This window comes from Vibrio sp. nBUS_14 (genome assembly GCF_051201655.1).
GTDB lineage: Bacteria > Pseudomonadota > Gammaproteobacteria > Enterobacterales > Vibrionaceae > Vibrio.
On the sequence record NZ_CP179206.1, the window covers coordinates 3,487,633 to 3,512,793 of the forward strand.

The 25,161-nt window shown below is 45.2% G+C and carries 20 protein-coding genes and 1 pseudogene; 14 read left to right on the forward strand and 7 right to left on the reverse strand.

The features are described 5' to 3' along the window. Window positions 1-21: 21 nt before the first annotated feature. From acs to fis, 7 genes are all read left to right on the forward strand, one after another. Window positions 22-1,971: an acetate--CoA ligase gene (gene acs, locus ACMAZD_RS16445; protein ID WP_054548246.1), complete on the forward strand. Its 1,950-nt coding sequence runs from the start codon at window positions 22-24 to the stop codon at window positions 1,969-1,971. A 322-nt stretch (window positions 1,972-2,293) separates the two neighbouring features. Beyond that, window positions 2,294-2,743, forward strand: a complete 450-nt coding sequence (gene aroQ, locus ACMAZD_RS16450) for a type II 3-dehydroquinate dehydratase (RefSeq protein WP_004729735.1) — start codon at window positions 2,294-2,296, stop codon at window positions 2,741-2,743. Window positions 2,744-2,817: 74 nt separating this feature from the next. Then, on the forward strand, window positions 2,818-3,288 hold the full coding sequence (gene accB / locus ACMAZD_RS16455; protein WP_435247967.1) for an acetyl-CoA carboxylase biotin carboxyl carrier protein: 471 nt from the start codon (window positions 2,818-2,820) through the stop codon (window positions 3,286-3,288). 15 nt (window positions 3,289-3,303) lie between these two features. Beyond that, window positions 3,304-4,647: an acetyl-CoA carboxylase biotin carboxylase subunit gene (accC, locus tag ACMAZD_RS16460; protein WP_435247968.1), complete on the forward strand. Its 1,344-nt coding sequence runs from the start codon at window positions 3,304-3,306 to the stop codon at window positions 4,645-4,647. A gap of 206 nt (window positions 4,648-4,853) precedes the next feature. Then, window positions 4,854-5,741 carry a 50S ribosomal protein L11 methyltransferase gene (prmA, locus tag ACMAZD_RS16465; protein WP_435247969.1) on the forward strand — a complete coding sequence of 296 codons (888 nt, stop codon included), beginning with the start codon at window positions 4,854-4,856 and terminating at the stop codon, window positions 5,739-5,741. A gap of 140 nt (window positions 5,742-5,881) precedes the next feature. Continuing rightward, complete coding sequence (gene dusB / locus ACMAZD_RS16470; protein ID WP_435249400.1) at window positions 5,882-6,850, forward strand: tRNA dihydrouridine synthase DusB; 969 nt, start codon at window positions 5,882-5,884, stop codon at window positions 6,848-6,850. A gap of 23 nt (window positions 6,851-6,873) precedes the next feature. Then, complete coding sequence (gene fis, locus ACMAZD_RS16475) at window positions 6,874-7,170, forward strand: DNA-binding transcriptional regulator Fis (protein WP_004729744.1); 297 nt, start codon at window positions 6,874-6,876, stop codon at window positions 7,168-7,170. Between the two features lie 198 nt (window positions 7,171-7,368). Here the strand turns inward: fis and zntR are convergent, their stop codons facing one another. After that, window positions 7,369-7,800 (reverse strand): Zn(2+)-responsive transcriptional regulator, encoded by a 432-nt coding sequence (gene zntR / locus ACMAZD_RS16480; RefSeq protein WP_435247970.1) that lies wholly within the window; start codon window positions 7,798-7,800, stop codon window positions 7,369-7,371. A gap of 324 nt (window positions 7,801-8,124) precedes the next feature. Between zntR and purH the strand changes: the two genes are divergently transcribed. Together purH and purD are read left to right on the forward strand one after the other, a co-directional pair. Continuing rightward, window positions 8,125-9,735: a bifunctional phosphoribosylaminoimidazolecarboxamide formyltransferase/IMP cyclohydrolase gene (gene purH, locus ACMAZD_RS16485; RefSeq protein WP_435247971.1), complete on the forward strand. Its 1,611-nt coding sequence runs from the start codon at window positions 8,125-8,127 to the stop codon at window positions 9,733-9,735. A 283-nt stretch (window positions 9,736-10,018) separates the two neighbouring features. Next, window positions 10,019-11,308, forward strand: a complete 1,290-nt coding sequence (gene purD, locus ACMAZD_RS16490) for a phosphoribosylamine--glycine ligase (RefSeq protein WP_435247972.1) — start codon at window positions 10,019-10,021, stop codon at window positions 11,306-11,308. Window positions 11,309-11,441: 133 nt separating this feature from the next. On the opposite strand, the gene ACMAZD_RS16495 is transcribed toward purD, so the two are convergent. Then, window positions 11,442-12,140 (reverse strand): DUF1481 domain-containing protein, encoded by a 699-nt coding sequence (locus ACMAZD_RS16495; RefSeq protein ID WP_435247973.1) that lies wholly within the window; start codon window positions 12,138-12,140, stop codon window positions 11,442-11,444. Between the two features lie 47 nt (window positions 12,141-12,187). Further along, window positions 12,188-12,460 (reverse strand): nucleoid-associated protein HU-alpha, encoded by a 273-nt coding sequence (gene hupA / locus ACMAZD_RS16500; protein ID WP_017108607.1) that lies wholly within the window; start codon window positions 12,458-12,460, stop codon window positions 12,188-12,190. Between the two features lie 270 nt (window positions 12,461-12,730). Here hupA and ACMAZD_RS16505 point away from each other — a divergent pair, with 270 nt between their 5' ends. Continuing rightward, the gene (locus tag ACMAZD_RS16505; protein ID WP_435247974.1) at window positions 12,731-13,900 is read left to right on the forward strand and encodes a CNNM domain-containing protein; all 1,170 of its coding nucleotides are present in this window, start codon (window positions 12,731-12,733) and stop codon (window positions 13,898-13,900) included. A 162-nt stretch (window positions 13,901-14,062) separates the two neighbouring features. Continuing rightward, window positions 14,063-15,370, forward strand: coding sequence for an IS4 family transposase (locus tag ACMAZD_RS16510; RefSeq protein WP_435247567.1), 1,308 nt, complete (start codon window positions 14,063-14,065; stop codon window positions 15,368-15,370). 64 nt (window positions 15,371-15,434) lie between these two features. On the opposite strand, the gene ACMAZD_RS16515 is transcribed toward ACMAZD_RS16510, so the two are convergent. Beyond that, window positions 15,435-16,022: a YjaG family protein gene (locus tag ACMAZD_RS16515; protein ID WP_435247975.1), complete on the reverse strand. Its 588-nt coding sequence runs from the start codon at window positions 16,020-16,022 to the stop codon at window positions 15,435-15,437. 71 nt (window positions 16,023-16,093) lie between these two features. On the opposite strand from ACMAZD_RS16515, the gene ACMAZD_RS16520 reads away from it, so the two are divergent. Next, window positions 16,094-17,020, forward strand: coding sequence for a D-2-hydroxyacid dehydrogenase (locus ACMAZD_RS16520; protein WP_435247976.1), 927 nt, complete (start codon window positions 16,094-16,096; stop codon window positions 17,018-17,020). After that, a complete protein-coding gene (locus ACMAZD_RS16525) occupies window positions 17,020-17,649 on the forward strand; it encodes a uracil-DNA glycosylase family protein (RefSeq protein ID WP_435247977.1) in 630 nt (209 codons plus the stop codon). The genes ACMAZD_RS16520 and ACMAZD_RS16525 overlap by 1 nt, the downstream gene beginning before the upstream one ends. 71 nt (window positions 17,650-17,720) lie before the next feature. Here the strand turns inward: ACMAZD_RS16525 and hemE are convergent, their stop codons facing one another. Together hemE and nudC are read right to left on the reverse strand one after the other, a co-directional pair. After that, a complete protein-coding gene (hemE, locus tag ACMAZD_RS16530; RefSeq protein WP_435247978.1) occupies window positions 17,721-18,788 on the reverse strand; it encodes a uroporphyrinogen decarboxylase in 1,068 nt (355 codons plus the stop codon). Window positions 18,789-19,087: 299 nt separating this feature from the next. After that, on the reverse strand, window positions 19,088-19,897 hold the full coding sequence (nudC, locus tag ACMAZD_RS16535) for an NAD(+) diphosphatase (protein ID WP_435247979.1): 810 nt from the start codon (window positions 19,895-19,897) through the stop codon (window positions 19,088-19,090). 165 nt (window positions 19,898-20,062) lie between these two features. On the opposite strand from nudC, the gene rsd reads away from it, so the two are divergent. After that, window positions 20,063-20,560: a sigma D regulator gene (rsd, locus tag ACMAZD_RS16540; protein ID WP_435247980.1), complete on the forward strand. Its 498-nt coding sequence runs from the start codon at window positions 20,063-20,065 to the stop codon at window positions 20,558-20,560. Window positions 20,561-20,934: 374 nt separating this feature from the next. Here rsd and rpoC read toward each other — a convergent pair. After that, window positions 20,935-25,136, reverse strand: a pseudogene (rpoC, locus tag ACMAZD_RS16545) (DNA-directed RNA polymerase subunit beta'). Window positions 25,137-25,161: the final 25 nt, after the last annotated feature.

A 25,161-nucleotide genomic window follows, 5' to 3' on the forward strand; every position in this document is an offset into this window, starting at 1 on the left:
GTAGGCACAAGGAGAGATGCAATGAGTGAAGCCCACGTTTATCCGGTAAAAGAAAGTATTAAATCAACCACACACGCGGATAATGACACTTACCTAGCCATGTACCAGCAATCTGTTTCTGACCCTGAAGGCTTTTGGGGTGAACACGGAAAAATCGTTGATTGGATTAAGCCTTTCACACAAGTAAAAAATACCTCTTTCGACCCAGGTCACATTGATATTCGCTGGTTTGAAGATGGCACGCTTAACGTTTCGGCTAACTGTATCGACCGCCACCTTGCTGAGCGCGGTGATGAAGTCGCTATCATCTGGGAAGGCGATGACCCTGCTGATGATAAAACCCTAACCTTTAACGAACTGCACAAAGAAGTATGCCTGTTTTCAAATGCTCTAAAAGAGCAAGGCGTACGTAAAGGCGATGTGGTTTGTTTATACATGCCAATGGTTCCAGAAGCTGCAGTTGCGATGCTGGCATGTACCCGTATCGGTGCGGTTCACACAGTGGTATTCGGTGGTTTCTCACCTGAAGCACTGTCTGGTCGTATTATCGATTCAAATTCTAAAGTCGTTATCACTGCCGATGAAGGCGTGCGTGGCGGCCGTGCTGTTCCACTGAAGAAGAATGTCGATGAAGCACTGACTAACCCTGAAGTGAAGAACATCGAGAAGGTTGTGGTATTCAAGCGTACTGGCGGTGATGTTGCTTGGCACGAACACCGTGATGTGTGGTGGCATGATGCTATCGCAAACGTATCAGCTGATTGCCCACCTGAAGAGATGAATGCGGAAGATCCACTATTCATCCTTTATACATCAGGCTCAACAGGCAAACCTAAGGGTGTAATGCACACCACAGGTGGCTACCTTGTTTATGCAGCCATGACCTTCAAATACGTATTCGACTACCAAGAAGGCGAAACCTTCTGGTGTACTGCGGATGTGGGTTGGATTACTGGTCACACTTACCTTGTCTACGGTCCACTTGCCAATGGTGCAAAAACCATTCTGTTTGAAGGCGTGCCGAATTACCCGAACACAAGCCGCATGAGTGAAGTGGTCGATAAGCATCAAGTTAATATTCTTTATACTGCACCAACGGCGATTCGTGCCCTAATGGCAAAAGGCAATGAAGCGGTTGAAGGGACTTCTCGTGACAGCCTAAGAGTCATGGGATCGGTAGGTGAACCTATCAACCCTGAAGCGTGGGAGTGGTACTACAAAACGATTGGTAATGAGCAGTCTCCGATTGTCGATACATGGTGGCAAACAGAAACAGGCGGCATCTTAATCGCACCACTACCGGGCGCAACAGATCTAAAACCGGGTTCAGCGACTCGTCCATTCTTCGGTGTGCAACCCGCGCTTGTCGACAACATGGGCAACATCATTGAAGGCGCGACTGACGGCAACCTAGTGATTCTTGACTCTTGGCCGGGCCAAATGCGTACAGTTCACGGCGATCATGACCGTTTTGAGCAGACTTACTTCTCTACCTTTAAAGGCATGTACTTTACCAGTGATGGCGCTCGTCGTGATGAAGATGGTTACTACTGGATTACGGGTCGTGTGGATGACGTGCTTAACGTGTCAGGTCACCGTATGGGTACCGCTGAGATTGAATCGGCACTAGTAGCATTCGATAAGATTGCAGAGGCAGCGATTGTGGGCATTCCTCATGATATTAAAGGCCAAGCAATTTACGCTTACATCACGCTAAATGATGGTGAGTTCCCAACCGCAGAACTTCATAAAGAAGTGAAAGACTGGGTACGTAAAGAGATTGGCCCAATCGCAACACCAGATGTACTGCATTGGACAGACTCTCTGCCAAAAACTCGTTCAGGTAAAATCATGCGTCGTATCCTACGTAAGATTGCCACAGGCGATACTGGCAACCTAGGCGATACGTCGACACTGGCCGATCCAAGCGTGGTCGATAAACTGATTGCAGAGAAAGCTGAACTGGCATAAGCAACCCGTCACATTAGCTTGTCACTTTTTAAAACAGTCATTAATAAACCGTCACCTATGTGGCGGTTTTTTTATGGCTGATCTTGATCTCAAATATCTTCGATAAAATTAAGGCAATCGCGGTTTTTTGTTAAGTTGATAACAATTCCATGCCGTACTTATAGGAGATTAGACCAGTAAATTGCTGCGATTTGCGCTGAATTAGCTATAATCTGGTTCTAATTTTTAAATTTGGGTTTTTCTTACTGGAAATTAACCCTAAATTTTCAATAAAATGGCAATATTCACATTCGTAAACACGATAAAGGAAGATAGCCCCACAATGTCTACAAAGTTTCGCATTCTAGTTTTAAATGGCCCAAACCTTAACCTGTTAGGCCTTAGAGAGCCTGCACACTATGGTTCTCAAACACTTGACCAGATTATTAGCTCTTTGACTGAGCAAGCGAAAACACAAGATGTTGAGCTGTCTCACTTACAGTCAAATCGTGAGTATGAACTGATTGAAGCTATCCATAGTGCTTATCAAAATGTTGATTTCATTATTATCAACCCAGCGGCCTTTACACATACCAGTGTGGCGTTGCGTGATGCACTACTTGGTGTTGCTATCCCATTTATTGAGGTTCATCTATCGAATGTTCACGCACGTGAACCGTTCCGTCACCACTCTTACCTATCTGATAAAGCAGAAGGTGTGATTTGTGGCTTAGGTGCCCAAGGTTATCAATTTGCTTTGACGGCTGCGCTCAACAAGCTCAACGCAAAATAAATAAAAACAACGAACTATTACTAACCTACTCAGTCAAAGAGTAAGTTCAATCAACAGATAAAGAGAAAGAAACAATGGATATTCGCAAAATCAAAAAGCTAATCGAATTGGTTGAAGAGTCTGGTATTTCTGAGCTAGAGATCTCTGAAGGTGAAGAGTCAGTACGAATCAGTCGTAACAGCCCTGTATCTGCAGCGCCTATTCAATATGCAGCGGCTCCAGCTCCTGTAGCGGCAGCAGCTCCTGTAGCGGCAGCAGCACCTGCGGCGGCACCTGTAGCAGCAGAAGCAGCAGCTCCTGCGGTTCCAGCTGGTCACCAAGTTCTTTCTCCAATGGTTGGTACGTTCTACGGCGCTCCAAGCCCAGATGCAAAACCATTCGTTAAAGTTGGTCAATCTATAACTGCTGGCGAAACTCTATGTATCGTTGAAGCAATGAAAATGATGAACCAAATCGAAGCTGATAAGTCTGGTGTTGTAACGGCAATCCTAGTTGAAGACGGTCAACCAGTAGAATTCGACCAAGCTCTAGTAATTATCGAATAATAGAGAGCACTTATTATGTTAGATAAATTAGTAATCGCGAACCGTGGTGAAATTGCACTGCGTATTCTGCGAGCATGTAAAGAGCTTGGTATCAAAACGGTAGCGGTTCATTCAACTGCTGACCGTGATCTTAAGCACGTACTTCTTGCTGACGAAACAATTTGTATTGGTCCAGCTCGCGGTATCGATAGCTACCTGAACATCCCTCGTATCATCAGCGCAGCTGAAGTTACCGGTGCAGTCGCTATTCACCCAGGCTACGGCTTCCTATCTGAAAATGCAGACTTTGCAGAACAGGTAGAACGCAGTGGTTTTATCTTCGTTGGCCCTAAAGCTGAAACTATTCGCATGATGGGTGACAAAGTGTCAGCTATCACGTCAATGAAAAAAGCCGGTGTACCTTGTGTACCAGGTTCTGACGGTCCTCTTGATAACGATGAAGTAAAAAACAAAGCGCACGCTAAGCGCATTGGCTTCCCTGTAATCATCAAGGCATCTGGCGGCGGTGGCGGTCGTGGTATGCGTGTTGTTCGTTCTGAAGCAGAACTAACAGAAGCTATCGCAATGACGCGTGCTGAAGCAAAAGCATGCTTCAATAACGACATGGTTTACATGGAAAAATTCCTAGAAAACCCACGTCACATTGAAGTACAAGTGCTTGCAGATGGCCAAGGTAATGCTATCCACCTAGGTGAGCGTGACTGTTCAATGCAGCGTCGTCACCAGAAAGTTGTGGAAGAAGCGCCAGCACCAGGTATCACTGAAGAAATGCGTAAATACATCGGCGACCGTTGTACTCGTGCATGTCTTGAGATTGGTTACCGCGGCGCAGGCACATTTGAATTCCTATACGAGAACGGTGAGTTCTACTTCATCGAAATGAACACTCGTATCCAGGTTGAGCACACGATTACTGAAATGGTAACGGGTATCGACCTAGTGAAAGAGCAACTTCGCATTGCTGCTGGTCAGCCTCTATCATTCACACAGGATGATATTAAGCTGCGCGGCCACTCAATCGAATGTCGTATCAATGCTGAAGATCCTGTTCGCTTCCTACCTTCACCAGGTAAGATTGAACGTTTCCACGCACCAGGCGGCATGGGTGTTCGTTGGGAATCTCATATCTACACTGGCTACACAGTGCCACCGCATTACGATTCAATGATCGGCAAGCTGATCACTTACGGTGAAAACCGCGATGTAGCGATTGCACGTATGAAGAACGCACTGGCAGAAATGATTGTTGAAGGTATCAACGTCAATACTGAGCTGCAATTAGCGATTATGAACGACGAAAACTTCCAACACGGTGGTGCAAACATCCACTACCTTGAGAAGAAGCTTGGTCTGCAATAGAAGCTTGGTCTGCAACAGAAGCTAGTCTTCCGTAATACGCTCTCTGTAGAACAGTAGTAAATGCTCACTTCGGTGGGCATTTTTGTTTTTAAACACTCGCAAAAATCAATCGATAATCCTTCTTATAATCCGCGGTGTTTTGGTGAATTTGCTCATATTTTCTGCTAGACTCCCCATCCAATTTTTCTCATATAGAAGATGCAGCCATGCCTTGGATTCAAATCAAGCTTAATGCGACCAATGAAAATGCCGAACAAATCGGCGACATGTTAATGGAAGAGACTGGTGCTCTTTCTGTAACTTTCCTGGATGCACAAGATACCCCTGTATTTGAGCCTCTGCCGGGTGAAACTCGCCTTTGGGGTGATACTGACATTCTCGCGCTATACGACGCTGAGATTGATACCGGTGTCGTTCTAGCGCAGATTAAAGCCAGCAACATGTTCCCTACAGACTTTGCTCATAAAATCGAGCAGATTGAAGACAAGGACTGGGAACGTGAATGGATGGATAACTTCCACCCAATGAAGTTTGGTGAGCGTCTTTGGATCTGTCCGAGCTGGCGTGATATCCCAGAACCTGACGCCGTTAACGTTATGCTAGACCCTGGTCTTGCATTTGGTACAGGTACTCACCCAACAACGGCATTGTGTCTTGAGTGGCTTGAAAGCTTAGACCTTACAGGCAAAACCGTGATCGACTTCGGTTGTGGTTCAGGCATTCTTGCGATCGCTGCGATCAAACTGGGTGCTGCAAAAGTTGTCGGGATCGACATTGATCCTCAAGCTCTGCTTGCTTCAAAAGACAACGCACAACGCAATGGTGTTGCTGAGCAGCTAGAGGTGTTCCTACCTCAAGATCAACCTCAAGGTCTGATTGCTGACGTTGTTGTTGCTAACATTCTTGCAGGTCCATTACGCGACCTTTCAGGCATCATCAAAGGCCTAATTAAGCCAACTGGCGTGCTTGCGATGTCGGGTGTTTTGGATACACAAGCAGAAGATGTTGCGACTTATTATCGTGATGAGCTTCACATTGATCCAATCATTGAACAACAAGAATGGTGTCGAATCTCTGGTCGCAAGCAAGGCTAAACAAGACTTTGGACGCTAATTGATTGAATTTTAAGCAAATTACAAAAACAAATTGTAAATGCTCAAATATTAGTCTTTTCACGCAGCGAAAAAATGCGTAAAATGCGCGCCCTTGCTGGTACAGAACTGTGATGACATTTTTGAAAATCGGAAATTATCAACTTAAGAACAATCTAATCGTCGCTCCTATGGCTGGCGTAACGGATAGACCATTCCGTGAGTTGTGTCTTCGTTACGGTGCGGGGATGGCAGTCAGTGAAATGATGTCCTCCAATCCGAAAGTTTGGAAAACGTCAAAGTCTCAGCAGCGTATGGTACATGAAGGCGAATCGGGCATTCGTTCAGTACAAATCGCTGGTGCAGATCCACAGCTTATGGCCGAGGCTGCTCAATTCAATGTTGCTAACGGTGCGCAAATCATCGATATCAATATGGGTTGTCCAGCCAAAAAAGTGAATAAGAAGCTTGCGGGCTCAGCCCTGCTTCAGCATCCAGAACTCATTGAAGATATTCTGAAAGCTGTGGTAAATGCTGTCGACGTTCCAGTAACGTTGAAAACGCGCACAGGCTGGGATACAGAAAATAGAAACTGTGTCCAAATCGCTAAAATAGCCGAAGACTGCGGCATACAAGCTCTTGCCCTTCACGGGAGAACTCGCGCTTGTATGTACAAAGGTGAGGCAGAATACAAACACATTAAAGCAGCAAAACAAGCAGTATCTATTCCGGTTATCGCTAACGGTGATATCGATAGCCCGGAAAAAGCTAAGTTTGTGCTGGAGTACACTGGCGCTGATGCTTTAATGATAGGTCGACCTGCCCAAGGACGCCCTTGGATTTTTAACGAAATCCTACACTATTTGGAAAACGGCACCACGATGGACCCGCTTCCGACTTCGGAAGTGAAAGACATCATGCTTGGCCATGTGAACGCTCTACATAAATTTTATGGCGAGTTTTTAGGCCCCCGTATTGCTCGTAAGCATGTGGGTTGGTATCTAAAAGAACATGAACAAGCGAGTGAGTTTCGCCGTACCTTCAACGCATTCGAAGCAGGTGATCTGCAGCTTGAAGCGCTTGAAGGTTTTTTTGATAACGTTGCACCATAATTACGAGAAGAGCTAGACCGAATATGTTCGAACAAAATCTGACTTCAGAAGCATTGACAGTAACTACAGTTACATCACAAGACCAAATCACGCAGAAGCCTCTACGTGACTCAGTTAAAGCATCATTGAAAAATTACCTTGCTCAATTAAACGGTCAAGAAGTCAGCGAGTTATACGAATTAGTATTAGCTGAAGTTGAACAGCCACTACTAGACACTATCATGCAGTACACTCGCGGTAACCAAACTCGCGCAGCAACCATGATGGGTATTAACCGCGGTACTCTTCGCAAGAAACTTAAAAAATACGGCATGAACTAATCGTTCTTTCGTAATTAATTGAATTGAAAGCCAAGCTCATTTATTGAGTTTGGCTTTTTTTTGCCTATTGATTATGTCACTGAACAAAACTGCCTCGCTGAGTAACAAGGATATAAGGCAATAAGTTATAAGGTCGTAAGGCAATAAGACAGCAAGGAAACAGACCTAACGAATGCAAATCAGCTGCTATCGGCTTGGTTAGCTACAACACCGCCCCTTCTCAAGGTTTGCTGAGTCCAAGGCAGCCAGAATCGAACAATGGCTCGCATCGTCATCAATATGGCCACAGCAGGCATCATTAATCTTTTTGAGTGCCGTTCGAATCTTAGTAAGCTCCTTTATCTTTTCATCAATCATCTCTAACTTAGAAGAAGTAATCGACTTCACTTCAGCACAACTGTGTTGAGTCGCTTCAAGACGAATCTCTAACAATTCTTTGATTTCATCTAAACTCAGCCCTAACTCTTTGGATTTGAGAATAAACGTCACCTGCTTTTGGTTATTTTCATCATACAGACGATAACCCGACTCACTGCGACTGGCTGGTGCAATCAGGTTATTCTTCTCATAAAAACGCAAGGTATCGGCTGTCACACCGCATCTTTTCGCCAATTCGCCAATCTGAAACATGCTTTTTCCTATTTCTTTCATCCATTCCACTATTAACCTTGTTGTTACTTTTCAGGCTGAAATGGCACTTTTCATAATTAATTTTGAGATGCCAAACGATTGCGCGAGCTTTTTTGTAATAAATTAGTTAGAATCTGCGCCATCAAATTTGGAGTTGGTTATCTTATAGCTTGATTATAAGAACACCCAAAAGGTCTTTACCAAAACTGGCCAATATTTTATCTCTTGCTGGTATCTAAGATACTCCACGCTGAGAAGATAGAAACAAGTTCTTTTTTGGCAAATATCTTTATTTTAACCCCATGAATTTGAGGAAATGGAAGCATGAATAACGCTCGTCCAATTCGCCGCGCTCTCATCAGCGTATCAGACAAAACTGGTATCGTTGAATTTGCACAAGCTCTTGCTAACCGTGGTGTAGATATCTTATCTACTGGTGGCACTGCTCGCCTGCTTGCTGAAAAAGGCATCTCTGTAACAGAAGTATCTGACTACACTGGCTTCCCAGAAATGATGGATGGCCGTGTTAAGACTCTGCACCCAAAAGTTCATGGTGGTGTTCTAGGCCGTCGTGGCCAAGATGATGACGTGATGGAAACTCACGGTATCAACCCTATCGATATGGTTGTTGTAAACCTATACCCATTCGCAGAAACCGTTGCTAAAGAAGGTTGTACCCTTGCTGACGCTGTTGAGAACATCGACATCGGTGGCCCAACAATGGTTCGCTCTGCTGCTAAAAACCACAAAGACGTAACGATCGTTGTAAACGCACACGACTACGAGCGTGTTGTAGCTGAAATGGACGCGAACGAGCAATCTCTAACACTAGAGACTCGCTTCGACCTCGCTATCGCAGCATTCGAGCACACCGCTTCTTACGACGGCATGATCGCAAACTACTTTGGCACTATGGTTCCATCTTACGGCGCCTCTTTACTTGATGAAGAAGGTAAGAAGGCTGATGAAGAGAGCAAATTCCCTCGTACATTCAACCAACAGTTCGAGAAGAAACAAGACATGCGCTACGGTGAGAACAGCCACCAAGCAGCCGCATTCTACGTTGAAGCGAGCCCTGAAGAGGCATCAGTTTCAACGGCTCGCCAAATCCAAGGCAAAGCACTTTCTTACAACAACATCGCTGACACTGACGCAGCACTTGAGTGTGTGAAAGAGTTCGACCAGCCAGCATGTGTGATCGTTAAGCACGCTAACCCATGTGGTGTAGCACTAGGTGAAGACATCCTAGGAGCTTACGACCGCGCATTCAAAACAGACCCAACCTCTGCATTTGGCGGCATCATCGCATTCAACCGTGAACTAGACGCTGCAACAGCAACAGCTATCACTGAGCGTCAATTCGTTGAAGTTATCATTGCACCTTCTATTTCTGCTGAAGCAGTAGCAATCGTCGCAGCTAAGAAAAACCTTCGCCTGCTGGAGTGTGGTGAGTGGACAACGAAGACAACTGGTTTTGACGTGAAACGCGTTAACGGCGGCTTGCTAGTTCAAGACCGCGACCAAGGCATGGTCTCTGAAGATGACCTTAAAGTGGTTTCTAAGCGCCAACCTACAGCGGAAGAACTAAAAGACGCGCTATTCTGCTGGAAAGTAGCGAAGTACGTTAAGTCTAACGCGATCGTTTACTCGAAAAGTGACATGACGGTTGGTGTTGGCGCAGGCCAAATGAGCCGCGTTTACTCTGCAAAAATCGCAGGCATCAAGGCGGCAGACGAAGGTCTACAGGTTGAAGGTTGTGTGATGGCATCAGATGCATTCTTCCCATTCCGTGACGGTATCGACGCGGCAGCAGAAGCGGGTATCAAGTGTGTTATCCAACCGGGCGGCTCTATGCGTGATGACGAAGTTATCGCAGCAGCAGACGAACACGGCATGGCGATGATCTTTACGGGCATGCGTCACTTCCGCCACTAATTTCCTCTTCGTATTTGGCACTGTGGCGTCGTTAGCTGCTTTCGCCCCCCTCCGGTCACATAGCGAGCTATGCTCCCGGGGATGGGCTCAATTGCTGCCTAGCCACATCACCAACTACTTTGAGCAAAGCTTATAATTTTGTTTTTTAAATATTCCGATATTTGAAATACGTAGAGCAACTCAGTGACTTTAGTTCAAGGAAAACACGCGGAGCTTATGACCATAAGTGAGCATGTTTGACACAGAAATAAAGGCTCTGAAGCAGCTATAAGGATTTTAAAACATGAATGTATTGATTATCGGTGCCGGCGGTCGTGAGCACGCACTAGGCTGGAAAGCTGCACAAAACCCAAATGTTGAAACGGTATTCATTGCTCCAGGTAACGCAGGTACTGCCCTTGAGCCGAAACTTGAGAACGTAAACATCGGTGTTGAAGACATCGCAGGTTTAGTGGCGTTTGCTCAAGATAAAAAAATCGAACTGACTATCGTTGGTCCTGAAGCACCATTGGTTATTGGTGTAGTTGATGCCTTCCGCGAAGTTGGCCTACCAATCTTCGGCCCAACTCAAGCGGCAGCACAGCTTGAAGGCTCTAAAGCATTCACCAAAGACTTCCTAGCTCGTCATGAGATCCCAACAGGCTACTACTCAAACTTCACTGAGATTGAGCCAGCTATCGCTTACGTTCGCGAGCAAGGCGCTCCAATCGTAGTAAAAGCTGACGGCCTTGCAGCAGGTAAAGGCGTTATCGTCGCGATAACCCTTGAAGAAGCTGAAGACGCAATCAAAGACATGCTAGCAGGCAACGCATTTGGCGAAGCAGGCAGCCGCGTAGTGATCGAAGAGTTCCTTGAAGGCGAAGAAGCAAGCTTCATCGTAATGGTTGACGGTTCTAGCGTACTGCCTATGGCCACCAGCCAAGATCACAAACGTGTTGGCGACAAAGATACAGGCCCTAACACGGGCGGCATGGGTGCTTACTCTCCGGCACCAGTTGTTACTCCAGAAATCCATAACCGTATCCTTGAAGAAGTTATCTACCCAACGGTACGTGGTATGGATGCAGAAGGCGCACCGTACACAGGTTTCCTTTACGCAGGTCTAATGATCGATGCTGATGGCACGCCAAAGGTTATCGAATACAACTGCCGCTTCGGCGACCCAGAAACGCAACCTATTATGATGCGTATGGAGTCGGATCTTGTCGAGCTTTGCCTAATGGCTATCGACGAGAAACTGGATGAAGCAGAATCTAAGTGGGATCCACGCGCTTCTATCGGTGTTGTTCTTGCGGCTGGCGGTTACCCTGCTGACTACGCAAAAGGTGATGTAATCTCACTGCCGACAAGCGAAGTTGAAGGCCAAAAAGTTTTCCACGCGGGTACCACAAATAACGAAGCTGGCGACGTTGTGACAAACGGCGGCCGCGTGCTGTGTGCAACCGCACTGGGCAATACGGTTTCTGAAGCTCAGGAGCGCGCTTACGCGTTAACTAAGCAAGTTAGCTGGAATGGTATGTTCCACCGCAATGACATTGGTTACCGTGCGATTGCGCGCGAACAAGAGCAGTAATCTCTCTCGAACAATATCTCTAACTCATTGCCGTTAGCTGAATCAAAAAAGGCGCCTAAGGCGCCTTTTTTAATATTTAAAATTCATTATGTTCGCTGACAAAGCATTTGGCCTATCGTAGGTCAAAAGCTCTCTACTCACTGAGGAGTGATGGCCTTTGAATGCATTGATGGTTTTCATCGGCTAATACCAATAACTCCGCGACCGACACTTTACGTAGCGAAACCTTCCCAATAAGAGCACCATAACTCTCTACTGAAGCGAGACGATTGACAACGATTCTTGGTAAGGTCTTGTTAAACTCAAAGTACTCGAATTGATCGCCTGAACACGTCTCAAATATCTCACCGTTCCAGTAACCCTGAAGAAGTTCTAACCCTTCATCATTTTGCTTCTCTGTGATATCGAGGACCGAAATCGCCTGCTTTTGGTAGTTTTCCAGCTGCTCTGATTGAAGTGGCAAGATTTTGCTACCGATACGGTATTGTTGATACACGGCCTCGCCAGACTGATTAAAGCGTACATGGACACGATAAGGTGCTAACGCTTGTGAGTCGTCACGTAGCTCGCCTTCACGAATAAATTCACGCAGTACACCATCGGACCAAGCATAGTCGGTTTTGTACCAGCCATAGTCGCCCATTGTGACGTAATCAGCAGAAGTGTGTGGTTGTGTTAGCTTGTTGGTGACCCAGAAGAAACTTGTCGCGTCGCCCATGACTTGGCCGCCGGTATAGGTTTCAAATTGCTCTAGGTTTTTGCCGGGGCTTGTTGAAGAACAGCCGATAAGAAATATAGATAACAGTGAAACGAGAAGAAATGCTTTTTTCATAAAACCTGTACCGAGGTGAGAGTAAAACTACCTCGGTACAGTTTAGATTATTTCACTGAATCTTTCAGCGCTTTACCTGCAACAAATGCTGGAACATTTGCAGCAGCGATTTGGATCTCATCACCAGTTTTTGGGTTACGACCAGTGCGAGCTGCACGGTGGTTTACTTTAAAAGTACCAAAACCAATTAGCTGAACTTGATCGCCATCTTTAAGAGTCTCAGTCACGCCGCCAAGAGTTGCTTCAAGAGCCGCTTTAGCCTGTGCTTTCGAAAGGTCCGCTTTTTCAGCAATAAAGTCGATTAATTGAGTCTTGTTCATTTTAGGTTTCCCTTCTTAGTATTTTCGAATTCAATTAACTCTAAAACATAAATGCCCTATCTGGCAAAGGTTTGTCGTCGATCTTTAGCTCTAATGCCGTAGTTTTAGCCATAATATGAGTAATAACTCACAATTTGTTACTGATTTTATTGAGTAAGCCCTTGTTTAAAAGGGGCTGAGAGTGAAATTAATGATGACCTAGCCACTACTTATTCTCTATAATCCACCTTGAATCGCTGACAAAGCGTACAATTTAATTTAAGGGCAAACATGCTGCTGCTAACTATTTACGTCTCCATTGCTATTGGAGTTTCTTTCATTTGTTCTGTTTTGGAAGCTGTACTTTTGAGTATTAGTCCGAGCTACATTGCTCAACTAAAACAAAATGGGCACCCTGCAGCCGCGTCTTTAGACAAACTGAAAACAGATATTGACCGCCCGCTCGCGTCAATTTTAACGCTCAACACCATCGCACATACCATTGGTGCGGCAACCGCAGGTGCACAAGCCGCTGTGGTTTTTGGTAGCCAATGGCTAGGTGTATTCTCTGCCGTGCTCACACTGGGCATTCTGGTGTTGTCTGAAATTGTTCCAAAAACGATTGGTGCGACCTACTGGCGTCAACTTGCTCCAGCATCGTCAACGGTACTGCGTTGGATGGTATTCTTCCTAACTCCGTTTGTTTGGTTCTCAGAGCAAATTACTAAGCGTCTAGCTCGTGGTCACCAAGCACCTAAGATGCGTGACGAACTATCAGCGATGGCTATTTTGGCAAAAGAGAGTGGCGAGTTCGCAGAAGGCGAATCAAAAATCCTAAGCAACTTATTAGGCATTCAAGATGTGCCAGTTACCCAAGTCATGACACCTCGACCGGTTGTATTCCGTGTAGATGCAGAGATGAGCGTCAATGTGTTCCTTGAGAAACACAAAGACACGCCGTTCTCACGCCCATTGGTCTACAGCGAACAGAGTGACAATATCATTGGTTTTGTTCACCGTCTGGAGCTGTTTAGATTGCAACAAGCGGGTTGCGGCGAAAAAGCGTTAGGCGAAGTCATGCGCCCTATCCACGTATTATTGAACAACATGGGTCTAGCTAAAGCCTTTGACCAAATGATGGCCAATCGCCTGCAATTGTCTTTGGTTGTTGATGAATACGGCACAATTCAAGGCATCATCACCCTAGAAGACATCTTTGAGCATTTGGTTGGTGAAGAGATCGTTGATGAAGCGGACAAGACCACAGACATGCAAGAGCTTGCGTTTCAACGTTGGGAAAAGTGGAAAGAGACACACGGTGTTATCGAAAACCGCGATGAAGATGAAGAGGACGAGCTAGAGCAAGAAACTCCAGCAGACAGCGAAGCCTCAGATTCAAAATCAGCGGATGATGACGACGCAGCAAAAGATAATGCATCCAAAGACAAAGCTCAGAACTAAAAGCTAAGAAACAAAAAAGACGCTTAGTCAGAATTTGATAGCGTCAGATACAACAAAGGCTCCCCAGGGAGTAATGCCGATCAGTTAAAGCCAAAGTGATCGGTTGAACGATCCTCCAGAACTGTCAAAATCCAAGTGTATTTAATGCACTTGGATTTTTTTATGGATGTTTCCCAAGCTCTAAACATAATTAATGATTGGAAACCTAGCAACGTTGAAACTTTGTCTGACTTGCTTCCAATTGACCTCATCGATGAAGCTTATTCTCTTACTGATACTGTCACTATGAGAAAGAGGAAATTAACTCTAGAATCCATGGTTTGGTTACTTGTTGGAATGGCTATCTACAACAATAAATCCATGAAAAACTTAGTTAACCAGCTCGATATTGTCGACCGTACAGGTAAAGCTTTTGTCGCACCGAGCGCGTTGACTCAACGACGAAAGACGTTGGGTGAAGACGCAATTAAAGCGGTCTTTGAGCGAATGACAACCTCATGGTTAAAAAGTGCAAAGTTACCCCAGTGGAATGGATTAACGCTGCTTGGCGTCGATGGAGTTGTTTGGCGAACGCCCGATAATCCACAAAATGAAAATGCATTTTCTCGACAAAAAGGGACACAATATCCGCAAGTGAGAATGGTCTGCCAAATGGAACTAAGCAGTCACATAATCACGGCCAGTGCCTTTGATAATTACAATACAAACGAAATGGTATTAGCTGAAAAACTGATAGAAAAAACACCGAATCATAGTGTGACAATGTTCGATAAGGGTTTCTATTCTTTAGGTTTATTACATAAATGGCAAGACTCTGGCTCAGAGCGCCATTGGCTTATCCCCCTCAAGAAAAATACACAATATGATATTGTTCAATCTTTAGGGCGAAATGACAAACTGGTTCAACTACATAGTAATCCAAGAGCGAGAAAGCTATGGCCTGATTTACCAAAGTCGATAACCGCTCGACTTGTCACTCGTAAAATTAAAGGAAAAGACTACCAAGTATTAACTTCCATGACGGACTCTCTGCGTTACCCATCAAAAGATATTGTAGGCCTCTATGAGCATCGTTGGGAAATAGAGTTAGGTTACCGAGAACAAAAACAATACATGCTTGGAAACCGTCTTACGCTGCGAAGTCGTTTACCGGAGCTGGTAAAGCAGGAGTTATGGGGCATCTTGCTTACTTACAATTTAATCCGATATCAGATGGTCGAGCTTTGCTTCAATTTAAAGGGAAATTATCTTCCCTATCAACTGAGTTTTAACGGCACATTGGCTCATGTATCAGCGTTACTTGTAGGCTTACCTTACTCAACACCAGGCGCAATACCTCGGCAGTTAAAGGGGTTCCACAACATGGCTGAAAGCTTAATACTTGAAGGGCGAAGGGAAAGAACATTCCCTAGAAAAGTTAAACCTAGACCACAACGATATGCTAAGAACAAAAATGCCGTTCACTCTTAAGTGAACGGCATTACTCCCCAGGGAGCCTTTGTTTTTTATTCTATTCGCTACAACTCAAAATCCGTTATAACGCAACACCAATGTTGCTCACTGGGTCTTCACGCAGTTCATGACGCAGGTCTTTAATCAGTTCAAGGTCGCGCTCTGTCGTTTCACGAAGTGGTCGGAAGATCGCCCATTGAACGTCCCACTCTTCGCATACCGCTTCATTTTCTTTCTGGTTTGCATTCGTGACTTCTTCAGCACCTTGAGCGAATTCAAGCTCTGCAACCGTCTTAACCGACTGTTGGCTCACTTTAATTACCGATTCAAGCATGTGTTCACGATCAAGCAGGCCGTGTATTAACGTTGCTAAGCCTTGGCATGCGTCCATTGCTGGATAAACACCATAAAAATCAAAATCATCACCGCTAGGGAATAGCTCTTCTACTTTCTCAAGTTGACGCTCAAAGTTCACCTTTGCCGTTTTAACCGTTAGGATTTCCCAAATGCTATCCAAAACATCACGATAGATTCGAGCTTCGGCAAATTCTGTATTCTCACAAAACATGGCATAGTTAGGATACATACGTTCACACAGACACGCCATGAAGGTAATTTGTTGCCAAGGTTCTAACTTTTCAAGACGAACCTGCAGTGGATTCTGAAGCATAGTCACTCAATAATTGCAGAAAAAGACAGCGAAAGTGTACTTGATAAACCCTGGGGGGAAAAGGTAAGCCGATGAACAATTTTACTAATAAGCTCTATATTGCTACTGAGCATGACGATACCTACGTACAACTGATTCTAAACCAAGATTTACCCGACCTAGAAATCACTCAAAACCCAAAGTCTGCAGAGATCGTATTAGCCTCACCTCCCCTCATCGCTGACCGTTTGGATGAATTTACGCAGTTAGATTGGCTACAAAGCACCTACGCTGGTATCAATAAACTTACTCAGCCCAATCTGCGCCATGATTACACCCTAACTAACGTGAGAGGTATCTTCGGTCCAGCGATCGCAGAGTACGTACTAGGTTATACCATTAGCCACTTCAGGCACTTTTCCCACTACCACCAGCAACAACAGCAACAAAATTGGCAACCTCAGCTTTATACTAGCCTTACCGATAAAACCATGGTGGTTTTAGGTACGGGTTCAATTGGCAGTCATCTAGCGCAAGCCGCATCAGCCTTTGGTATTCGCACCATAGGAGTCAATCGCACTGGCATTCCCCCAAAGCAAGAAACCTTTAAAGACACTTTCCATATCAATGAACTGGAGGCCGCTCTCAAACAAGCGGATATTGTGGTGAATACACTGCCATCAACGGATGAGACCTACCACCTACTGAATCAAACCACCTTAAGCTACTGCTCTAACATATTGCTGTTTAATGTGGGGCGTGGGGAAAGCGTAGACAATAAAGCGTTACTGCTTGCGATTAAGAACAAATGGGTTGAACACGCTTTCTTGGATGTTTTTGAATGCGAACCTCTCACGCAAGAACACCCGTTTTGGAAATTACCGCAAGTCACCATCACCCCGCACATTGCGGCTCTGAGTGAGCCAAGACAGGTTGTGGAGATCTTCGCCAATAATTACCAACAATGGCGAGATGGCTTTACACTGAATCACATCATTGATTTTGATAAAGGCTACTGATGTTCTCATCACTGCTCACCGAGATACGACAATGCACCGCTTGTGAACCTCATTTGTCACACGGTGCAAACCCAGTGATTCAGGCACACCCAAACGCGCGCTTGTTAATCATAGGGCAAGCGCCCGGCATCAAGGTTCATGAATCATCTATCCCATGGAATGATGCCAGTGGGGAAAGATTAAGAGAGTGGCTAGGGATAGGCAGCGATACCTTTTATGACGAAAAAAAGGTCGCGATTGTACCTATGGGTTTCTGCTACCCTGGTAAAGGAAAGAGTGGCGATCTACCACCACGCAAGGAGTGCGCAGAGCTCTGGCATAAGAAAGTACTGCAATCACTGCCCAATATTCAAATGACACTTTTGATTGGTCAGTATGCGCAAAACTATTATTTAAAGGAAAGAACCACCAAAACACTGACAGAGACCGTCAAAAACTGGCAGGATTGGGCTCCAGAATTTTTGCCACTACCGCACCCGTCACCACGTAATAATATCTGGCTCAAAAAGAACCCATGGTTCGAAAGTGAAGTTCTTCCCTATATCAGGAAGCACGTATCAGAGTATTTGGCCTACCATGATCCAAATACCAAATTAGCTGCACATTCACGATTATTAAGCCGATATTGAATACGGATAAAAGGTAATAAAAAAGCGCTGCAGATTTCTCGACAGCGCTTTTTCTAAAAACACATACTGAATTACTTATGGTATGGCTTAGATAGATCGTGAACTGCGTCCACAAATACACCAGCATTTTCTGGTGGCACATCTAGGTGAATACCATGGCCAAGGTTAAATACGTGGCCAGTACCATCGTCACCGAAACCTTCAAGGATAGTGCCGACTTCTTCACGAATACGCTCAGGTTGTGCGTAAAGTACTGATGGATCCATGTTGCCTTGTAGAGCCACTTTATTGCCAATACGTGCTTTTGCATCAGCAATATTGATTGTCCAGTCTAGGCCAACTGCATCACAGCCAGTCGCTGCGATAGATTCTAGCCACATGCCACCGTTCTTAGTGAACAGAGTAACCGGTACACGGCGACCTTCGTTTTCACGGATTAGTCCATCGACAATTTTGTGCATGTACTGCAGTGAGAACAGGTTGTAGTCACGCGGAGTCAGTACACCACCCCATGTATCGAATACCATTACCGATTGTGCACCCGCTTTAATTTGCGCGTTCAGGTATTCAATCACGGTGTCAGCAAGCTTATCTAGAAGTAAGTGCAGTGTTTGTGGCTCTGCATACATCATCTTCTTGATCTTAGTAAATGCCTTCGAGCTGCTGCCTTCAACCATGTAAGTTGCCAGTGTCCAAGGGCTACCAGAGAAACCAATCAGTGGCACTTCGCCTTTCAGGTCTTTACGGATCTGACGAACGGCATTCATTACGTATTGAAGCTCGCCTTCTGGATCAGGTAGGCTAATCTTCTCTACGTCAGCTTTACAAGTAATCGGACGCTCAAATTTAGGGCCTTCACCTGTTTCGAAGTACAAACCTAAACCCATCGCATCTGGGATAGTTAGGATGTCAGAGAACAAGATTGCCGCATCAAGAGGGAAACGACGCAAAGGCTGAAGCGTTACTTCTGATGCTAGTTCCGCGTTCTTGCACAAAGACATGAAATCGCCTGCTTCTGCACGCGTTGCTTTGTATTCAGGAAGATAACGCCCCGCTTGGCGCATCATCCATACTGGAGTACAATCAACAGGCTGCTTTAAAAGTGCGCGTAAATAGCGATCATTTTTTAATTCGGTCATTCCGTTCAATTCCAATTCAATCTTGTCTAGTTTTGATGGCAAGTATTCTAACACTGATTGAGGGGTAAAAGCTGTGTGCTTTGCAACCTAGATCAAGTTATTAACTTTTAAATCAATGCTTAATTTGCACCCAATTGCAGACGTATGTTAAAAATTTGTTCGCTAGCGCAAATTACAATTATAACATCTGAGTAGTCACTACTCAGCATCTCATAACGACATCTTACTTACCCCCTCCACTTGTGGAGGGTTTTTTTTAGCTTTTGACCACCCATGGGCTAAATACTATCACAGGCTAATTAGTGCTCGAGCGCCTGCTCCGTCATTGCACCTTTCATCACATCATCGACTGTTTTCTCAATCAACTGTCTCGCAATGGTTCCAACTGGAGCGACATCCGGCAGGCTTGTTACATCAAACCATTGGGCATCCGACAGTTCACTGTAATCTGGTTTGAGCGTTCCACCAGCATAGTCAGCAAGGAAGGCCATCATCATACTCGATGGAAACGCCCATGGCTGGCTACCAAAGTAACGAATATTACTCACATCGATACCCGTTTCTTCTTTGACTTCTCGCGCTACACACTGCTCTAAGGTTTCTCCAACCTCTAGGAAGCCCGCTATCACGGTATACATGCCTGTTTTATGCCTTGGGTGCTGCGCAAGTAATATCTTGTTGTCGTTTCGCACAGCGACAATGATGCACGGGAAGATACGAGGGTAATGAAGAGTTCGACAGTCACCACACTGCATCGCAACCTGATTGTGATTCAAATGATTGCGACCGCCGCACTGTGGACAAAAACGCATACTTTGAGTCATGTGTCCGTACTGGATAGCCTTACTTGCCATAAGAAAACTCGATTCAGACCAGTGCAATAACTCACGTAGATTAATCATGGTCAGTTCACTCTCGACATCGCAGTAGTTGAGCCAATAGGCCTGACGACCTTGATGCTGACCAATACAGATAGCGTGTTCGACACTCAGCCCTAGCTCTTCAGCCGAGCCATAAGGAAACTGATCATTATTAACCCAAATATCACTACCAGAAACGACGCACCAGTAAGCTTGCTCTGTCATTTTTGTATCACTTTTTTTTAACATCCCTATGCCTCATTGCTTGCAGTTCGTTCATTTTACTGGCAATCTAATTTCATACTAGAGTTGTAGCAGAGAATATTTCAAGCTATTACTTTTAGTAGTTACCAATAAACGGACCTTGCTTAGGCAATTACCATGATCACAAGGTTGTGATCAGATCATGAGGACATGGTCATGCTAAATAAATTCAAACAAATACAGGAACAATGGGGTGGCTCTAATGAGGTCATCGATCATTGGCTCGAAACTCGACAATCTCTAATCGTTGAGTATTGTAAGCTTGCCGCTCTACAACCTTCATCGTCGAAAGCAACGGCAATCACTGAACTACCTTCTCCAGAGGCGCTCCAAAAATTCAGCCAACATCTTGTTGATTACATCTCCGAAGGTCATTTCAAAATTTATGACATGGTGATGGACAGGTGGCAGTCTACTGGCTTCAAAGCAACAGACGAAATTAACCAATCTTATGGTCATATTGTCCTTACCACAGAACCACTACTCAACTTTACGGATAAGTACGCCGCCATCGAAGCCAGTGATGCATTGGAAAGCTTTGACAGTGATTTGTCTTTGATTGGCGAGATTATTGAGGCGAGGTTTGAGGTTGAAGATCAACTGATACAGCAAATTGCCGATAGCCTAGCGGTTCCGCCAGGAGCATAGTTGGCTAACTATCTTGTAAGCTTGCCTCTGTGCAAGCTTTTTGTTTTGTCTATGAATCATGAATACCATCTACCTTCAGAAGCCTAGGGCTTGATAGCATTCAACACATTGATACTCTCTTTTCGCTATCTATCCGCACACATTCCTGCACCTCAGCAACCTACACACCCAGCTTACGGTTCTCTATATAAATCCGTAGAGACAGCAACGTCATTAACTCCATTCCAGAAATGAAACACATAACTCACTTGAAACTTGTACCAAAGATACAAGTCTGCCCCTGCAAGATTAATCCGATTTAAGTCAAACGACAGATACAAAAAAGGCACCCGAAGGTGCCTTTTTTCTTATTTCTTAGAGACTACTCGTAGAACTTACTCTTCTGAAGAGAAACCAGCGTTTAGAAGTGCTGCTAGATTGTCAGTAGCTTGTTCAGCTGAAGGACCTTCTTGCTCTTCTTCACGTTGCTTTTGACGCTCTTGGTGGTATGCGAAACCAGTACCAGCTGGGATCAGACGACCAACAATTACGTTCTCTTTCAGACCGCGAAGGTCATCACGCTTACCAGAAACCGCAGCTTCTGTTAGTACGCGAGTCGTTCTTGGAACGATGCAGCTGAGATAAATGACTCAGTTGCAAGAGATGCTTTAGTAATACCTAGTAGATCACGTTCGAAACGTACTAGTTCTTTACCTTCAGCTTCTAGCTTACGGTTAGCAATCTTAACATTGTGGTACTCAACTTGTTCGCCAGGTAGGAACGGAGAGTCACCAGAATGAGTGATTGTACACTTACGTAGCATTTGACGAACGATAGTCTCGATGTGCTTATCGTTAATCTTTACGCCTTGTAAGCGGTAAACTTCTTGAACTTCGTTCGCGATGTACTGAGTCACAGCGTGGATACCACGTAGACGCAGGATATCGTGTGGAGTTTCAGGACCGTCGGCGATTACATCACCACGTTCAATCTTCTCACCTTCGAACACGTTCAATTGACGGTGCTTAGGAATCATCTCTTCGTAAGCGTCACCGCCTTCACGAGTGATGACTAGACGACGCTTACCTTTCGTTTCTTTACCAAACGACACAGTACCTGTGTGCTCAGCAAGGATCGCAGGCTCTTTAGGCTTACGAGCTTCGAATAGGTCAGCTACGCGTGGTAGACCACCAGTGATATCTTTGTTTCCGCTCGATTTTTGAGGGATACGAGATAGTGTGTCACCAATGCCAACTTCAGCGCCATCTTCGATGTTTACAATCGCTTTGCCAGGTAGGAAGTAGTGAGCTGGCATATCAGTACCAGGGATCATTACGTCGTTACCTTGCTCATCAACAAGTTTGATAGCTGGACGCATATCTTTACCTGCTGCTGGGCGAGCTGCTGCGTCTGTTACTTCACTTGAAGAAAGACCAGTTAGGTCGTCAGTTTGACGAGAAACTGTAATACCATCGATCATATCTACAAATTGGATACGACCTGCCACCTCAGTAATGATTGGCATGGTATGCGCTTCCCAGTTAGCTACAACTTCACCAGCAGTTACTGCGGCGTTGTCGCCTTTGGTTAGCATCGAACCGTAAGGAAGTTTGTGCTTCTCTTTCGTACGGCCGAATTCATCAATAATCGTCATCTCAGATGCACGAGAAGTGATAACCAGCTTCTTATCTTTGTTGATTACAAACTTAGCATTGTGAAGTTTCACAGTACCAGTTGTCTTAGCTTGGATGCTGTTCTCTGCTGCTGCAGTAGATGCCGCACCACCGATGTGGAACGTACGCATCGTTAGCTGTGTACCCGGTTCACCGATAGATTGTGCAGCGATAACACCAACTGCTTCACCTTGGTTCACTAAGTGACCACGTGCTAGGTCACGACCGTAACACTGCGCACAACACCCGAAGTCTGCATCACAGGTAACAACAGAGCGCACTTTCATGCTATCTACTGAGTTGTCTTCCATGATCTGACACCACTTCTCATCAATCAGAGTATTACGTGGAATCAGTACATCTTCAGTACCAGGCTTAAGAACATCTTCAGCAACTACACGACCAAGAGCAAGCTCAGAAAGTGCAACTTTAACGTCACCACCTTCGATGTGAGGCATCATGTCGATACCTTCATGTGTGCCACAGTCATGTTCGTGTACTACAACGTCTTGTGCTACGTCTACTAGACGACGAGTTAGGTAACCCGAGTTAGCTGTTTTCAGTGCTGTATCCGCAAGCCCCTTACGAGCACCGTGCGTTGAGATAAAGTACTGAAGGACGTTTAGACCTTCTTTAAAGTTCGCAGTGATCGGCGTTTCGATGATAGAACCATCTGGACGCGCCATCAGACCACGCATACCTGCTAGCTGACGAATCTGAGCTGCAGAACCACGTGCGCCCGAGTCGGCCATCATGTAGATGCTGTTGAACGATTCTTGCTGTTCTTCTTCGCCGTCACGGTTAATAACAGTTTCAGAAGAAAGGTTATCCATCATTGCTTTCGCAACACGGTCATTCGTAGATGCCCAGATATCGATAACTTTGTTGTAACGCTCACCCGCAGTAACAAGACCAGATTGGAATTGCTCTTGGATTTCACGAACTTCTTCTTCAGCAGATTCAATTTCATCGTATTTCGCTTGAGGTACAACCATATCGTCGATACCTACAGAAACACCAGAAAGTGCAGCGTATGCAAAACCTGCGTACATGATTTGGTCAGCAAATACTACCGTATCTTTTAGACCAAGCTTACGGTAACACTCGTTAAGAAGAGTAGAGATCTGCTTCTTACCTAACTTTTGGTTAACGATGCTGTACGGTAGGCCAGCTGGAACGATTTGCCATAGCATTGCACGGCCGACAGTTGTATCAACCATCTTCGTTTCAGTAGTGCTGTTACCATCTTCGTCTACTACAGTCTCGGTGATACGTACTTTAACGCGAGCGTGTAGCTCAGCAGTCTTAGTACGGTATGCCTTTTCAGCCTCTGCAGGGCCAGCAAGGTACATACCTTCACCTTTCACGTTGATCTTGTCACGTGTCATGTAGTAAAGACCCAATACAACGTCCTGCGAAGGAACGATGATCGGATCACCTGATGCTGGCGACAGAATGTTATTCGTCGACATCATTAGGGTACGAGCTTCTAGCTGTGCTTCTAAAGTTAGAGGCACGTGTACAGCCATTTGGTCACCATCGAAGTCGGCGTTGTATGCCGCACACACTAGTGGGTGAAGCTGAATCGCTTTACCTTCGATTAGTACTGGTTCAAACGCTTGGATACCTAGACGGTGAAGTGTAGGTGCACGGTTAAGCAGTACTGGGTGTTCGCGGATAACTTCGTCTAGGATATCCCAAACGATCGCTTCTTCGCGTTCTACCATTTTCTTAGCAGCTTTGATTGTCGTAGCCATGCCACGAGTTTCTAACTTGCTGTAGATGAATGGTTTAAATAGCTCAAGTGCCATCTTCTTAGGAAGACCACACTGATGTAGACGAAGGTATGGACCAACTGTGATTACAGAACGGCCAGAGTAGTCTACACGTTTACCTAGAAGGTTCTGACGGAAACGACCTTGTTTACCCTTGATCATATCAGCAAGAGATTTCAGAGGACGCTTGTTAGAGCCAGTGATCGCACGACCGCGACGACCGTTATCTAGAAGTGCATCAACAGACTCTTGCAGCATACGCTTTTCGTTACGTACGATGATGTCCGGAGCAGCTAGCTCTAGAAGACGCTTCAAACGGTTGTTACGGTTGATCACACGACGGTAAAGGTCGTTCAGATCTGAAGTCGCAAAACGACCGCCATCTAGTGGAACTAGAGGACGTAGATCAGGCGGTAGCACTGGAAGTACAGTTAAGATCATCCACTCAGGCTTGTTGCCTGATGAGATGAATGCTTCAACTAGCTTCAAACGCTTAGTCACTTTCTTACGCTTAGTTTCTGAGTTAGTTGTTTCTAACTCTTCGCGCATTTCTTCCACTTCTTGATGAAGGTCCATTGTTGAAAGCAGATCTTTGATCGCTTCAGCACCCATCTTAGCAGTGAATTCGTCACCCCACTCTTCTAGACGATCCAGATACTCTTCTTCAGTAAGCATCTGAGATTTTTCTAGATCAGTCATCCCCGGTTCAGTTACTACGTACATTTCGAAGTAAAGAACACGTTCGATATCACGCAGAGGGATATCCATTAGTAGGCCGATACGAGACGGTAGTGATTTTAAGAACCAGATGTGAGCAACTGGTGAAGCTAGCTCGATGTGGCCCATACGGTCACGACGAACTTTAGTCTGTGTAACTTCAACGCCACACTTCTCACAGATAACACCACGGTGCTTCAGGCGCTTGTATTTGCCACAAAGACATTCGTAGTCTTTAACTGGACCAAAAATACGTGCACAGAACAGACCATCACGTTCAGGTTTGAACGTACGATAGTTAATTGTTTCTGGCTTTTTAACTTCACCAAAAGACCACGAACGGATCGTGTCTGGTGAAGATAGACCGATTTTGATTGCATCAAATTCTTCGGTCTTATGCTGTGCTTTTAGAAAGTTTAATAAGTCTTTCACGTTCAGCTCCTGTAAGGAGTTAAAG